Genomic DNA, 13,903 nt, shown 5'->3' on the forward strand with positions numbered 1-13,903 from the left:
CGGCGGCAGCATGCAGCGTCAGCAGCCCTAGGCCGGTCCCCCGGTAGCGCCGAGCCACGCTCGGCGAGCGCGCAGCGCGGCAGCTTCGTTCTTCCGCCGAGCACGGCTCGGCGCTACCACGGCGGCAGCAGGGCTCGGCGCTACCCGCCAGGCCGTGGCTGCCGTAGACTTGCGCGCTTCCCGCCCTCCGCGAAGCCCGTACGCAGTGACCACGCCACCCTGACCCCTGCCGCATGGCAGCCGGACCTGTCCGGCATCAGGAACCCGCGTACCCATTGCAGCGCTGCGTGGCCGTGACCACGTGCGCCAAGGAAATCCCATGCAGACCCATTACCCGCTGCGCCAGCAGTGGCTCGGAAACGTCCGTGGCGACGTGCTGTCCGGCATCGTCGTCGCGCTCGCGCTGATCCCCGAGGCCATCGCTTTCTCCCTCATTGCCGGGGTCGATCCCAAGGTCGGCCTGTACGCCTCGTTCTCCATCGCGGTCATCACCGCCATCGCAGGCGGCCGCCCGGGCATGATCTCCGCCGCCACCGGTGCGATGGCGCTGGTGATGGTCGATCTGGTCAAGGACCACGGCCTGCAGTACCTGTTTGCCGCCACCATCCTCACCGGCTTACTGCAGATGCTGGCTGGCGCGCTGAAGCTGGGCTCGCTGATGCGCTTCGTCTCGCGCTCGGTCATCACCGGCTTCGTCAATGCGCTCGCGATTCTGATCTTCATGGCGCAACTGCCGGAACTCGTCGGCCGTGGGCCGACGGTCTACCTGCTCTGCGCGGCTGCGCTGGCGATCATCTACCTGCTGCCACGCATCACCCGCGTGGTGCCCTCGCCGCTGGTGGCGATCGGCGTGCTCACCGCCGTGGTGATCGGATTCGGCATCGACGTACGCACGGTCGGTGACATGGGCCAGCTGCCCGACAGCCTGCCATCCTTCTTCCTGCCGGACGTGCCGCTGAACTGGGAGACGCTGCGCATCCTGCTGCCGGTGTCGGCCACGCTGGCGGTGGTGGGCCTGCTCGAATCCATGATGACCCTGCAGATCGTCGAGGACATCACCGAAACCCCAAGCGAGCGCAACCGCGAGTGTGCCGGGCAGGGCCTGGCGAACACGGTGACCGGCTTCTTCGGCGGCATGGCCGGCTGCGCGATGATCGGGCAGTCGGTGATCAACGTGACCAGCGGCGGGCGCGGGCGCCTGAGCTGCCTGGTCGCCGGCAGCGTGCTGCTGATGCTGGTGGTATACGGCAGCGAGCTGGTGCGGCAGATCCCGATGGCTGCCCTGGTGGCGGTGATGATCATGGTCAGCATCGGCACCTTCAGCTGGCGCTCGCTGCGTGACCTGCGCACCCATCCGCGCAGCTCTTCGATGGTGATGCTGCTGACGGTGGTGGTCACTGTGGCGACGCATGATCTGGCCAAGGGCGTACTCAGCGGCGTGCTGCTGTCAGCGCTGTTCTTCGCGCGCAAGGTCGGCGGCATGTTGGACGTGCAGCGTGATGACCACGAAGGCGCGCAACGGTATGTGGTGCGTGGACAAGTGTTCTTCGCATCGGCCGGGCAGTTCGGTGCGGCCTTCGATTACCATCACGTTGCGCCGCGGGTGGAGATCGACCTGCAGCACGCGCACCTGTGGGACCTCACGGCCGTGGGTGCACTGGAGCGCGCTGCCGAAAAGCTGCGTGCGCATGGCGCCGTGGTGGACATTGTTGGCCTCAACGCGGCCAGCCGGACGCTGGTGGAGCGGGTGGGACGTAAGGGCGCACCGGACAGCGTGCACTGACCGCTGCGACCCTTCATTCTTCCATCCGGGCTGCCGCCGTACGGCAGCCCGCGCGCGCTTGCGCGCTGTCAATGTTCGCAGTTCTGGTGGACGATTACGGTGTTGGCATCGATGACGTTGACCTTGGGCTCACCCACCAGCTGGCCAGCCAACTTGTCGCACCCGAACTTCAGCAGGCGATCTGCCTCCCGACGTTGAGCATCACCAAATTTGCCTTTGAATGTCACGCTGAGGGGAGTGACGGCAGCGTTGGCGCTGGGGGCCATGACGAGGGCAACGAGCAAGCCAGACAGAACAGACTTCAATCGGTGATTGTTCATGATGTCTCTCTTCAGGGTGAGCGCGGCGACCTGCCGCGAGAGGCATGGTGGACGGCTGGTTGAAGAAAGGCTGTAGGGCAGCGTGCCGCAGACGGCAGCAGGCTTGCTGGTAGCCGTATCGGAAACTCCGATGCGACGAGGCTGGTGTATCCAACCCTGCAGTCTCCGGACACCTTCATTGCGCCAGCGCCGGTCTTGCTGCGTGAGTGCTTGGCATCCCTGAGCATCGTCGCAGGGTTCGCCGCGTCGAGGTCAGGCCACAGTAGCCGGGTGATCCCGCCTCCACGCTGCGCCGTGAGAATGACGAAAGGCAAATTACCAAGCGCCAGGCCTCGGCCACGAATCGGTTGTCGACTTCAACACCTTTCATCGGCCTGGCCGGTTTGAGCCGTCGGAAAGGAATCCCGCGGCGACGTTCATGATTGCAGGCGCGCGCGAGGGATAATGCGCCCCTTGGCGTTCATGTGGCGCCCCGCACCTGCTGTCGGGAATGCGCGATCACACGGGGGGCGGTCAGCTGTTTGGCCACCCTGGTGCCCAGGGCTTCACTCAAGCGAATTGCTGTGGCCGCCAGTCGATCTTTATGACCTTAAGTACATGAAAACATTGAAATCTGAACATATCCGCCTGTGCGTCGCCCCCATGATGGATTGGACGGACCGCCATTGCCGCGTGTTCCATCGGCTGCTGGCGCCCGGCGCGCGGCTGTACACGGAAATGGTGCACGCCAACGCGGTGATCCATGGCGACCGCGAAAGGCTGCTGGGCTTCGATCCGGTGGAACAGCCGCTGGCGCTGCAGCTGGGCGGCAGCGAGCCGGCCCTGTTGGCGCAGGCCGCGCGGATCGCGCAGGACTGGGGCTATGACGAGGTCAACCTCAACTGCGGGTGTCCGTCCGATCGCGTGCAGGCGGGGCGCTTCGGTGCGTGCCTGATGCGCGAACCGGCGTTGGTGGCCGACTGCGTGGCGGCGATGGTGGCGGCCGTGGACATCCCGGTGACGGTCAAATGCCGCTTGGGTGTGGACGATGACAGCGAGTACGAGCGCTTCGCGGAATTCGTCGACCGGCAAGTGCAGGCGGGTGCCCCGATGGTGGTGGTGCACGCGCGCAACGCGTGGCTGAAGGGCCTTTCGCCCAAAGAAAACCGTGAAGTACCCCCGCTCCGTTATGACTGGGCGTACCGCCTCAAGCAGGAGCGCCCGCAGCTGCCCGTGGTGCTCAACGGCGGGCTGGCCAGCATCGACGCCGTACAGGCGCAGCAGGGCAAGGTGGACGGGGTGATGCTGGGCCGTGCGGCCTACCATGACCCCTACCTGCTGCATCAGCTGGAGTCGCTGCACACGGGCGCACCGCTGCAGACGCGCCAAGCGCTGCTGCGCGCGCTGCGTCCCTACGTCGAAGCGAAGCTGGCGGAGGGCGCCGCGCTCAAGCACATCAGCCGCCACATCCTGGGCCTGTTCCATGGCCAGCCCGGGGGGCGCGCATTCCGGCAGATCCTCAGTGAAGGCGCGCACCGTGAGGGAGCCGACTGGTCGTTGGTGGAACAGGCGCTCGCGGTCACCGAGCGGGATGGCGGACGCGTCGCGGCTTGAGGACTTCTGCAGGGCGACATCCGGCGCAACATACCTGCTAGTATGTTCACTTACCTGAACATAGACATCCGATCTTCAGAAAAGTTCAGACCGGATTCACTGGTAAAAGCCGAAATTTGGAAAAGATATGTAAAGCCCCGGGTCCCTGATCCGGACGCGGACTTCACATTTTTTGAACGAATTGCCGACCTCGGCTAGGATCGCAACGATGTTCTTCCGTTTCCACACCTGCCAGCTCACCCTTGCCACCTGCGTGGCGCTGGGTGCATTGGCGCCGCTGCCGTCCCATGCGCAGGCGCCTCCACCGGCGCAGATGCAGCAGGGCGTGCCGCAGCGCATGCAGATGGCCGAGCGTGCGGACATGGTGCGCGGTGGCCCCAGCGAAGAGCGGCGGTCGTTGTCCGATGCGGTGCGTCGGGTGCAGCGGTCTACCGGTGGACACATCCTTGGCGTGGAGCAGGTGCCCTTTGATGGGCGCAACATCAACCGCGTGAAGTACATGGATGAGCGTGGTCGCGTGCGTTACATGGACGATCCTGTGCAGCAGCGTTCACAACCCCGCCCGCCCCGATCGGATATGTCTTCACTACGCGGCGATAACCCCTGAACAGGGATCATCGTCGCATCAAACCCGATTTCCACCGGCCCAACAGGCCGACCCCAGCACACTAGGGAGAGTTCATGCGTATCCTTCTGGTCGAAGACGAAGCCCCGCTGCGTGAGACCCTTGCAGCCCGGCTCAAGCGCGAAGGCTTTGCCGTCGACGCGGCGCAGGATGGCGAGGAAGGTCTCTACATGGGCCGCGAAGTGCCGTTCGACGTGGGCATCATCGATCTGGGCCTGCCCAAGATGTCGGGCATGGAACTGATCAAGGCCCTGCGCGACGAGGGCAAGAAGTTTCCGGTGCTGATCCTGACCGCACGGTCCAGCTGGCAGGACAAGGTCGAGGGCCTCAAGCAGGGCGCTGACGATTACCTGGTCAAGCCGTTCCACGTTGAAGAACTGCTGGCGCGTGTCAATGCGCTGCTGCGCCGTGCAGCCGGCTGGAGCAAGCCGACGCTGGAATGTGGCCCGGTTGCCCTGGACCTCGCGGCGCAGACGGTCAGCGTGGCGGGCAGCAACGTCGATCTCACCAGCTACGAGTACAAGGTGCTGGAGTACCTGATGATGCACGCCGGTGAACTGGTCTCCAAGGCCGATCTCACCGAGCACATCTACCAGCAGGACTTCGACCGCGACTCCAACGTGCTGGAGGTCTTCATCGGCCGCCTGCGCAAGAAGCTGGATCCGGACGGCGAACTGAAGCCGATCGAAACCGTACGCGGCCGCGGCTACCGTTTCGCGATTCCGCGTAACGAAGGCTGAGCCTGCACCTGGCGAGCATCTGATGTCCGGCCGTCTGTGGTTATTCCGACGCTGGCGGCCGCGATCCCTGCAGGCACGCCAGCTGCTGGCTGCGTCGGTGGGCCTGGTGGCCTTTCTGGCGCTGGCCGGTTACGCACTCGATGCGGCCTTTGCCGATACCGCGCGTGCCAACCTGCGCGAGCGCCTGAAGAACTACGCCACGGCCTACGCGGCGGGCAGCGATTTCACCCGCGACCGCTCGTTGTACCTGCGCGAGCAGCCGCCGGATTCGCGTTTCGACGTCCCCGGCAGTGGCCTGTACCTGCAGGTGGTGACGCCCGATGGCAAGGTAACCTCGATGTCCGCCGAAGGTCCCATGCTGCCTACGGTGGGCGGTGGCCTGCTCGCGCCGCGTCAGGAAGTCTTTGAAGGTCCGTTGCCGATCATCCAGATCGACGGCAGCGAGGGATCGGTGTATCGCTACGGCCAAGGCCTGGTGTGGGACGTGGAAGCCGATCCGGCGACCGAGTTTCCGTACACGATCTACGTGATGGAAGACAGCAGCGCACTGGGTGCGCAGCTGCGCGTGTTCCGTGGCCGTGTGTGGTTCTACCTCGGTGGTATCGGCCTGATCCTGCTGCTGCTGCAGACGGTGATCCTGCAATGGAGCCTGCGGCCGATGCGTCGAGTGATCACCGAGCTGACGCGCGTGCAGCGCGGCGAGAGCGAGCGCATGAGCGAGCGCCACCCGCGCGAACTGGAACCGCTGACCGACAGCATCAACGCCTTCATCGAGAGCGAGCGCGATAATCTGGAGCGGCAGCGCAACACGCTGGCCGATCTGGCGCATAGCCTGAAGACGCCGATCGCGGTGCTGCGTACGCAGATGGACAGCGGATCCAGCAACGATGCGTTGCGCGAAGAGCTGGATGTGCAGCTGCAGCGCATGAACAACCTGGTGTCCTACCAGCTCGCACGTGCCGCGTCGTCGGGCCACAAACTGTTCTCCGCGCCGCTGCCGATCGAGTCCAATGCCGAGGAGATCGTGCGCGGGCTGGAGAAGGTGTACGCCAGCAAGGGCGTGTTGTGCGAGTTCGACATCGATCCGGGTTCGCGCTTCCACGGCGAGCCGGGTGACCTGCAGGAACTGTTGGGCAACCTGCTGGAAAACGCCTTCAAGTGGGCCAGCCGCCGCGTGCTGCTGACCGCGCAACCGCTGCCTGCACCGAACATGCGTCGACCCGGCCTGCTGCTGGCGGTGGACGACGATGGCCCGGGCATCGCGCACGATGACATCGCCAAGGTGCTGCAGCGGGGTGTGCGCGGCGATGAGCGCGTGCAAGGCCATGGCATCGGCCTGTCGATCGTGCAGGACCTGATCAAGGATTACCGCGGCGAACTGCTGGTGACGCGCTCGTCGGAATTGGGTGGCGCGCGTTTCGAAGTGCGGCTGCCGCCCGGCCCGTAAGCCGGAGTTCCAGCCGCTGCAGGATCCATCACCGCGCGGGTGTCACGCACCGCGCGGTGCGCTCGCCGAGCACGGCTCGGCGCTACCGGCTCGCCACTTCACCGTGCGCGCGGATCGATCACCTCGCGGCATCTTCGGTAGCGCCGAGCCACGCTCGGCGGAATCCATCACCGCGCGGACATCACGCACCGCGCGGGGCGCTCGCCGAGCATGGCTCGGCGCTACCTGCTCGCCATTCACCGTGCGGCATCATCCAGCGCAGGCACTGTCGGCGGCTCACCATAGAAGCGCCGCAGGTGCGCGGCGACGACCGGCAGCGCCTCGGCCAGCACATCCGGCGCGGAAAAATGGTACTCCGTGGTCACCGCGAAAAACTCTTCCGGCGCCTCCGCTGCATACGGGTCGATCAACGTCGCTTCGCCGGCATCCACCTGCGCGCAGAACGCATCGTAGGCCTGCTGGAAATCGTGTGCCCACTGACGCTGCCACTCACGGGGCAGCGGGGGCGTGCCATCGATCGCACCGTCCAGTGCATCTATCTTGTGTGCCATCTCGTGTACCGCCACGCAGTAGCCATCGAACGGCGCCTGCAGGTCGGCCTGGATATCCGCCCACGACAGGATCAACGGTCCACTGTCCCAGCTTTCACCGATCAACTCGTCATCCCACTCGTGCAGCACGCCTGCGGCATCGACGTGGCTGCGTTGCACGCGGAAGGCGTCCGGATACAGGATCAGCTGCGACCATCCGCGCAGCCCGGCCTCGCCCAGTTGCAGCAGCGGCAGGCAGCACAGCGCGGCCAGCAGCAGCACGTCTTCATCGCGCAGGGTCAGTCCCCCCACCGGGCTGATGGTCTTCTCGTGCAGGAAGCGGGTGGCCAGCGCGCGCAGCCGCTGCTGTTGATCGGCGCTGAGGCCGCGCAGCCACGGCACGTCCTGGCAGGCCTGCTGCCATAGCGCGTCAGGGACAGGACGGGGGGCCGGCCGCAGCCAGCGCAACAACGCCTCGATCAGCGGAACATACCCGGCAGGAAGCTGTGCCACTTCGGCGCACGCAGGCGCTGCAACACGTCGTCGTCACCGCCGCCACCGCTGGACGTGGCCTGCGCGGGCACCGGCTTGGGCGCGGTCGGCACGGCTGCTGCGGCACTGCGCGCGTTCGGCGGTCGCTCGGCATCCGGCGTGGAATAGACACAGTCACCTCGCCCTTCGCTGGCCATCGCCGTGGCGGCGTTGGCAAGTACGGGGGCCATCAACAGGACCAGGCAATGGGCAAAGCAGCGCATCGTCGACATCCGTGGTCAAGGGCGGGTGAGCTCTCGATTCTAGCCCGATTCGCGCCCTCAATTGGAACCCCCCGCGGGCAGGCTCGATTCCTTTGCCGCATACTTTCCCCGTTTACTTGACGGAACCTGCCGTGGACGACCGCCAACTGCTGGCCAAACTGGCCGCCGGACCGCTGTCCGGCGATGCGCTCGCGCGTGAGCTGGGCCAGACCCGCGCTGCAATCTGGAAGCGGATTCAAGGACTTAGGTCTGCAGGCGTGGCGATCGAAGGCCGTGCCGGGGGCGGATACACGCTGTCCCAACGCGTCGACCTGCTGGACCCCACGCAGATCCGTGCCGCACTGTCGGCGCCGGTGGATGCCCTCGTTGATGACCTGCAGGTGCTGTGGAGCACCGGCTCAACCAACAGTGAATTGCTGCGCTGCAGCGCGCCGCCGCGCGGCAATCGCGTGCTGCTGGCTGAGCGCCAGACCGGTGGGCGTGGCCGTCGCGGGCGCGAGTGGGCCTCGCCGCTGGCCGCCCACATCTACCTCTCGGTGCTGCGTGGTTTCGCCGGCGGGCTGGCCCAGTTGGGCGGCCTCAGCCTGATGGCCGGCGTAGCGATCGCCGAGGCGTTGCACGGCTTGGGCCATGCCCAGGTGCAGCTGAAGTGGCCCAATGATCTGGTGGTCAACGGCCACAAACTGGGCGGCCTGCTGGTGGAAGGGGGCGGCGAGTTCGCCGGCCCGGCGCGGGCGGTGATCGGCATCGGCATCAACGTGCACATGCCTGCCGCGGCGGCTGAACACATCGACCAGCCGTGGACCGACCTGGATCGTCTCAACGGTGCGCCGGTTCAGCGCAACACCGTGGCCGCTGCCGTGCTGTCCCATCTGCTGCCCGCGCTGGAGCAGTTCGAAGCGGAGGGTCTGGCCCCGTTCCTGGCACGCTACACCGCGCTGGACAGCCTGGCCGGCCGTGAGGTGCAGGTGGAGCAGGGGGGACACTGGCAGCACGGGCGCGCGCTGGGGCTGGCCGATGACGGCGCGCTGCGCGTGCTGATCAATGGCCGCGAGCACCACGTGCACGCCGGCGAAGTCAGCGTGAGGGCGCGATGAGCGACTGGTTGTTCGACCTCGGTAATTCCCGTTTCAAGTACGCCCCGCTGCTGGGCGACCGTGCCGGTGAGGTACAGGCGTGGACGCACGGTGCCGAAGACCTGCGTGGCGACGCGCTGCGAACCTTGCCGCAGGGCCGCGTGGCGTACGTTGCCAGCGTGGCAGCAACCGGCCTGACCGCGACCATGCTGGAAATCCTGCGCATGCGCTTCACCCACGTGCATGTGGCACGCACGGAGGCCGCGTTCGCCGATGTACGCATCGCCTATGCCGACCCTGCGCGCTTCGGCGTCGATCGCTTCCTGGCGCTGCTGGCGGCGGCGCGCACGCATCGGCATGTGCTGGTGGCCGGCGTTGGTACCGCGCTGACCATCGACCTGCTGGATGCGCAGGGACAGCACCATGGCGGCCGTATCGCGGCCTCGCCGACCACCATGCGCGAAGCGCTGCATGCGCGTGCGGTGCAGCTGCCACCGCAGGGTGGCCAGTACATGGAGTTCGCCGACGACACCGACGATGCGCTGGCATCAGGTTGCGACGGGGCGGCGATCGCGCTGATAGAGCGCAGCCGGGAACAGGCCCGCCAACGCCTGCAGGCGCCGGTGGACCTGTTGCTGCATGGCGGCGGTGCACCGGCGCTGCTGCCGCACCTGGCAGACGATGCGGGCCACCAGCCGCTGCTGGTGCTCGATGGGCTGGCACGCTGGGCCGTGCACCTGCCTGCGGCGACAGGCTAGGATCAGCGGATGCTGACTCGTGCCCTGATCGTCTTCCTGGTCCTGCTCAACGTGAGCGTCGCGCTGTGGTGGATGCTGCGTGGCGAGCCGGTGGTCGCGGACGTCGAGCCACCCGCTGGCGTGGCGCAGTTGCAACTGCTGGACGACACGGAAACCCGACAGCCTCAACAGGGCAGTGTCGCTGCGCCGCCGTTGCAGGACACGACGGTCGAGAGCCCATCGGCATCGTCGCCCACGCAGACCCCGTTACCACCGCCCGCGACGCCGTCGGCGCCGGAGACGCCGCCCACCGTGGAACCGGCATCCGGGACGCTGGCTGCAACGCCGGCCGCCGCCGTGACGCCCGCGGCCGCCTCGCCGGCCACTCCGCAGCGCTGCATCGCGCTGGGACCTTTCCCTGACCGGACCGGCGCCCAGGCCGCGCAGGGCAAGACGGGCAACGCCCTCACCCAGGCGCGCCTGCAGGAGCAGGCCGTGCCCGGCAGCACGACCCGCTTCCGCGTGATGCTGCCGCCCGCCGCCAGCCGCGAGGCCGCACAGGCGACGGTCCAGCGCATCGTCGCGGCCGGTCTGAGCGACTACTACATCATCGCCCAAGGCCCTGACGCGAACGCCATCGCACTGGGCCAGTACCGCAACCGCGAAGGCGCCGAGCGCCGCTTGGCGGCGGTGCAGGCCGCCGGCTTCCAGGCCCGCCTGAGTGGCGGCGAGGGCAGTGCCACGTGGTGGCTGCAGGGCGCGTTGGCCGAGGGCCAGACCCCCACCGGCGTGCGCCAGCGTAGTGGGGCCGCACAGCAACGCTCGCTGGACTGCGCAGGTCTGCGGTAGAATCCACCCTGCTTCGCGGCCACGCCGCGGACGCGTCAGTACTACGCCGCTTTAGCTCAGTTGGTAGAGCAACTGTCTTGTAACTCGGACGCGGTTGTTGTGGTGACCGGCCGGAAGGCTAAGCGCGGCAAGGCTTTAGGCTCGCCAGCGCGTAGACTGCGGGACAAGCCGGACACGGTTTGAGCAAGAGAAGTACGACATCGCCGCTTTAGCTCAGTCGGTAGAGCAACTGATTTGTAATCAGTAGGTCGTCCGTTCGATTCGGACAAGCGGCACCATCCCTCGTAATCAGCGCCGCTTCGCGCTGCTCTTTCTCGACTTCGGTTGCAGCCTGGCCGCGCGCTGTTCCAGGTACTCGCCCAGCAGCTCAAGCGGCTTGACGTCGAGCGCCTCGGCGAATTCCACCAACTCCACGGCGTCGATGCGCCGCTCCCCACGCTCGCACTTGGACACGAAGGTCTGCGTGTTCCCCAGCCGCTCGGCCAAGTCGATTTGCGACACGCCCGCCCGCTTGCGGGCCGCCTTGAGGACGGTCAGGAGTAGCTGGTAGTCGGGGTTGTGGGTCGATGGGGCCATCGCGCGGTGACAGGCAGGTCACCGCACACTAGAGTCCGTATTGGATTAGTCCAAAATAGACTATTTACTGGCGCTGGCTTAGGGGGAGCATGAAGCGGATAGGGATTCTTCTAGTCGTCTTGGCGGTCCTGGCTTGGATCGGGTCGAAGCTGGTGCCACGCAGCTAGCCCGTGCCTGCCGCTGCATCGGCAACTACGGCAGCGGCACTGCCTAAGCAGGCGCAGGAGCCTGCGGCACCGCAGCCCGAGCCGGAGCGCCCCATGTCGGCGGCCGAGAAGAAGGCGCAGCAGGAGAAGTGGTTCGGCGCCGAGACCATTGTCCCGGCCGAGCGCGCCGTCAGGCGCGAACTGAAGGACCCGGACTCCGCGCAGTTCAAGGACGTGCGCGCCAACTACACCGAGGAGTTCGGCCTGGTCGCCTGCGGCAGGGTCAACGCCAAGAACAGTTACGGCGGGTACATGGGCTCCCGGCGCTTCGTGTTCGGCGACGGAAGGGTCATCCTCGAGAGGCGGGACAACGTCGCCCACGCTTGGTCGGGCGCCTGTCTGTAGGTTTAGGGGGGCATCTGGACAGTAGCAGTTGACAGGGCCTAGGATCATCATCAGGTGGGGGAGAAGGTTGCAATGGGGAGACGGGCAAGCCGCCGATGGATCGAATGGGCTTGGGGCGCGTGGTTATTCGTCCTGGCGCCGCTTTCGTTGGCCGCCTCTGACCTCTCGCCGTTGCGCGCCCAGTTTCAACTCCCCGATAATCGCGTCGATTACGCCGCCGCCAAGCTGGAGGTGGACCGAATCATCGACCCGTCCACCGACACCGCGGCCGTGCGCCGGCAACTCGACCAATGGGAGCGCGCTGTGCGCGGCAACGTGCCCGCCAACCCGACGGCGCGCCAGGTTCTCGACGCCTTGCTCAAGACGCTCTACGTGCCGGGCGAGTGGAACCAGGGCAAGCCTTTCACCTACGACCTGTCGGACCCGCTGGGCAAGAACCCGAAGAACAAGCAGCTAGCCACCTACTTGACGACGCGCAAGGGCAACTGCGTTTCAATGCCCATCCTCTTTGTCATCTTGGGCCAACGACTGGGGTTAACCGTTGCGCTGGCCATGGCACCCAACCACCTGTTGGTGAAGTTCGCCGACGATGAGCAGCAAATGTGGTTGAACATCGAAGCCACCGCCGGCGGCTTCAAATACGACAGCAGCTACCAGCGCGAGACGGGAATCTCTGACGCGGCGTTGGACAATGGGCTCTACCTGCGTCCGCTGCTGCCGCACGAGGGCGTGGGTGTGATTGCCAGCACCTTGCTGGAGCACTACGGCGCGAAGAAGGACACCGATGCGCTCATGGCCGTGGCGGACCTCGCGCTGGCCGCCAATCCCAAGGACCCGGCTGCCATGATCTGGAAGGCCAACGCCTACTACCTCCAGACGCAGCAGCGCTTCACATCCAAGTATCCGAACCCGGCAGACGTTCCTCCGGCGCTGCACGGGGAATATGCTCGCTTGACCCGCGAGAATCTGGCGTGGTTTGCCAAGGCCGAATCCCTCGGCTGGACACAGAAGACGCCCGAACAAGAAGCCAACTACTTACAATCCATCCAGCGTGAGAAGACGCGAAGGGGACAGTGATGCGCAAGACCATTTCAAAGACGTTAGCTGCAGTGTTATGCCTGCTGGCCTTTGACGCATGGGCGCGTTTCGTTTCAGTGGATCCAGTTAAAGCTAACCCAAGCACCGGTACGAATTTCAATCGCTACTACTATGTAGAGAATAATCCCTACAAATTCACGGACCCAGATGGCCGCGCCAAGTCGTGCGCCAACAATCAGTGCACCATCACTGCCGATACCTACAATGCCGCCAAGTCGAACGGACAAACCACGTTGGCCTCCCCCGACTTGCGCGCAGCTGGCAACGCAGCCGTGCCTCAATTCACCGTTAAATCCGGCTCAAACGAAAGTTTGGGATTTTTCGTTCCCGACGCAAATGGCAAGCCAGTAGCCCAGCCCGCACAAGGCGTCCAAAATACGAGCAACAGCGCCGGCGCTACTGCGGCAGCAACTATTCCGCAGAACGCCATGGGCGTCATACACGGCCACATTGACGGTGGGTCCAACAAGTCCAATGGCATGGTGGATGCACCAAAACTCAACGGCGGCTACGGCGACACGCAATCGTTAAAAGCTGGTATTCCGACTGCCACGGTGTCTCAAGGCCAAGTAGGTTGGCATGAAATCAACAGCGGGCAACTGCAGTTCTCTTATCCGCATGGCGCGATGAATGGGGGGCAAGAGAAGCAAATCCAGCGCAATCTGAACAACGAACAAAAGTTGTTCCACAACCCCTAGGTCTCCCCCTAAATGAACACCCGTATTCCCCTCTTGACCCTCGCCTTGGTAATGATAGGTTGCGCTCATTCTGCACCGACGAGCGGGGGAGCCGTATCGCCCAGCGATTTGAATGCTGCGCCTGAGCAATATCGCGACAAGACGGTAGTGGTGGAAGGCTTTTTGACGCTGGTCCCAGAGGCACACAATTTATATCAGTCCAAGGCATTAAAAGCCGAGTTCGAACGGCGATGGGACGCCGATGATCCTGCATTCGACCCCAAGGCCTATCAAGCCTATTGTTTAACCATCGCCAACCCCGATGCGCTAACGGTCAAACGCGAACTTTTGGATGGCACCACGATCACCGTCAAGGGCAAATTCCTCGCCGACTACCTGGTTGGAAAGATTGACTTGGGTGCATGTCCGTTGCCCACGGCTATCGTGATCGACGTGGATGATTTAAGACGACGCTACCCGTCAATCTTCACAAACTGATACGAAAAGGCACGGCCAGCAGTCCGACAGTAGGTCTGACACAACGCT

General features: G+C 65.2%; 16 protein-coding genes and 1 tRNA gene. 13 read left to right on the forward strand and 4 right to left on the reverse strand.

Translation table 11 applies throughout. From position 1 onward, the window contains the following. The first annotated feature begins 319 nt into the window (after positions 1 to 319). Positions 320 to 1,783 carry a SulP family inorganic anion transporter gene (locus tag ABRP17_RS09595; RefSeq protein WP_349985815.1) on the forward strand — a complete coding sequence of 488 codons (1,464 nt, stop codon included), beginning with the start codon at positions 320 to 322 and terminating at the stop codon, positions 1,781 to 1,783. Between the two features lie 68 nt (positions 1,784 to 1,851). Here ABRP17_RS09595 and ABRP17_RS09600 read toward each other — a convergent pair whose 3' ends face one another. Further along, complete coding sequence (locus ABRP17_RS09600) at positions 1,852 to 2,103, reverse strand: hypothetical protein (protein WP_349985817.1); 252 nt, start codon at positions 2,101 to 2,103, stop codon at positions 1,852 to 1,854. 597 nt (positions 2,104 to 2,700) lie between these two features. Here ABRP17_RS09600 and dusA point away from each other — a divergent pair. From dusA to ABRP17_RS09620, 4 genes are all read left to right on the forward strand, one after another. After that, entirely contained in the window at positions 2,701 to 3,696 is a 996-nt protein-coding gene (gene dusA / locus ABRP17_RS09605; RefSeq protein WP_192082121.1) for a tRNA dihydrouridine(20/20a) synthase DusA, read from the forward strand. Between the two features lie 208 nt (positions 3,697 to 3,904). Further along, positions 3,905 to 4,303 carry a hypothetical protein gene (locus ABRP17_RS09610; RefSeq protein WP_188325769.1) on the forward strand — a complete coding sequence of 133 codons (399 nt, stop codon included), beginning with the start codon at positions 3,905 to 3,907 and terminating at the stop codon, positions 4,301 to 4,303. 74 nt (positions 4,304 to 4,377) lie between these two features. Continuing rightward, positions 4,378 to 5,061 carry a response regulator transcription factor gene (locus ABRP17_RS09615; protein WP_004136763.1) on the forward strand — a complete coding sequence of 228 codons (684 nt, stop codon included), beginning with the start codon at positions 4,378 to 4,380 and terminating at the stop codon, positions 5,059 to 5,061. Between the two features lie 22 nt (positions 5,062 to 5,083). Further along, positions 5,084 to 6,508, forward strand: coding sequence for a sensor histidine kinase (locus ABRP17_RS09620; protein WP_188325770.1), 1,425 nt, complete (start codon positions 5,084 to 5,086; stop codon positions 6,506 to 6,508). Positions 6,509 to 6,744: 236 nt separating this feature from the next. Here ABRP17_RS09620 and ABRP17_RS09625 read toward each other — a convergent pair whose 3' ends face one another. Both ABRP17_RS09625 and ABRP17_RS09630 read right to left on the reverse strand, forming a co-directional pair. After that, a complete protein-coding gene (locus tag ABRP17_RS09625) occupies positions 6,745 to 7,551 on the reverse strand; it encodes a M90 family metallopeptidase (protein ID WP_349985824.1) in 807 nt (268 codons plus the stop codon). Then, a complete protein-coding gene (locus tag ABRP17_RS09630; protein WP_188325771.1) occupies positions 7,518 to 7,793 on the reverse strand; it encodes a hypothetical protein in 276 nt (91 codons plus the stop codon). The genes ABRP17_RS09625 and ABRP17_RS09630 overlap by 34 nt, the downstream gene beginning before the upstream one ends. 131 nt (positions 7,794 to 7,924) lie before the next feature. Between ABRP17_RS09630 and birA the strand changes: the two genes are divergently transcribed. The 4 genes from birA to ABRP17_RS09650 all read left to right on the forward strand — a co-directional run bounded on the left by birA (position 7,925) and on the right by ABRP17_RS09650 (position 10,733). Further along, on the forward strand, positions 7,925 to 8,890 hold the full coding sequence (gene birA / locus ABRP17_RS09635) for a bifunctional biotin--[acetyl-CoA-carboxylase] ligase/biotin operon repressor BirA (RefSeq protein ID WP_349985825.1): 966 nt from the start codon (positions 7,925 to 7,927) through the stop codon (positions 8,888 to 8,890). Next, the gene (locus tag ABRP17_RS09640) at positions 8,887 to 9,627 is read left to right on the forward strand and encodes a type III pantothenate kinase (protein WP_349985827.1); all 741 of its coding nucleotides are present in this window, start codon (positions 8,887 to 8,889) and stop codon (positions 9,625 to 9,627) included. Before birA ends, ABRP17_RS09640 begins: the two co-directional genes overlap by 4 nt. Positions 9,628 to 9,636: 9 nt before the next feature. Continuing rightward, on the forward strand, positions 9,637 to 10,455 hold the full coding sequence (locus tag ABRP17_RS09645) for an SPOR domain-containing protein (RefSeq protein ID WP_349985828.1): 819 nt from the start codon (positions 9,637 to 9,639) through the stop codon (positions 10,453 to 10,455). A 202-nt stretch (positions 10,456 to 10,657) separates the two neighbouring features. Further along, a tRNA-Thr gene (locus ABRP17_RS09650) sits at positions 10,658 to 10,733 on the forward strand. Between the two features lie 10 nt (positions 10,734 to 10,743). On the opposite strand, the gene ABRP17_RS09655 is transcribed toward ABRP17_RS09650, so the two are convergent. After that, a complete protein-coding gene (locus tag ABRP17_RS09655; RefSeq protein ID WP_349985830.1) occupies positions 10,744 to 11,031 on the reverse strand; it encodes a helix-turn-helix transcriptional regulator in 288 nt (95 codons plus the stop codon). A gap of 260 nt (positions 11,032 to 11,291) precedes the next feature. On the opposite strand from ABRP17_RS09655, the gene ABRP17_RS09660 reads away from it, so the two are divergent. From ABRP17_RS09660 to ABRP17_RS09675, 4 genes are read left to right on the forward strand one after another with little or no spacing between them, the layout of a single operon-like run. Next, positions 11,292 to 11,582: a hypothetical protein gene (locus tag ABRP17_RS09660; protein WP_349985831.1), complete on the forward strand. Its 291-nt coding sequence runs from the start codon at positions 11,292 to 11,294 to the stop codon at positions 11,580 to 11,582. Between the two features lie 54 nt (positions 11,583 to 11,636). Then, positions 11,637 to 12,659, forward strand: coding sequence for a transglutaminase family protein (locus ABRP17_RS09665; RefSeq protein ID WP_349985832.1), 1,023 nt, complete (start codon positions 11,637 to 11,639; stop codon positions 12,657 to 12,659). After that, on the forward strand, positions 12,659 to 13,378 hold the full coding sequence (locus ABRP17_RS09670) for a hypothetical protein (RefSeq protein WP_349985833.1): 720 nt from the start codon (positions 12,659 to 12,661) through the stop codon (positions 13,376 to 13,378). Before ABRP17_RS09665 ends, ABRP17_RS09670 begins: the two co-directional genes overlap by 1 nt. 12 nt (positions 13,379 to 13,390) lie before the next feature. Next, complete coding sequence (locus tag ABRP17_RS09675) at positions 13,391 to 13,855, forward strand: hypothetical protein (protein ID WP_349985834.1); 465 nt, start codon at positions 13,391 to 13,393, stop codon at positions 13,853 to 13,855. The last annotated feature ends 48 nt before the right edge of the window (positions 13,856 to 13,903 follow it).

This window comes from Stenotrophomonas sp. WHRI 8082, assembly GCF_040223995.2.
Lineage (GTDB): Bacteria > Pseudomonadota > Gammaproteobacteria > Xanthomonadales > Xanthomonadaceae > Stenotrophomonas.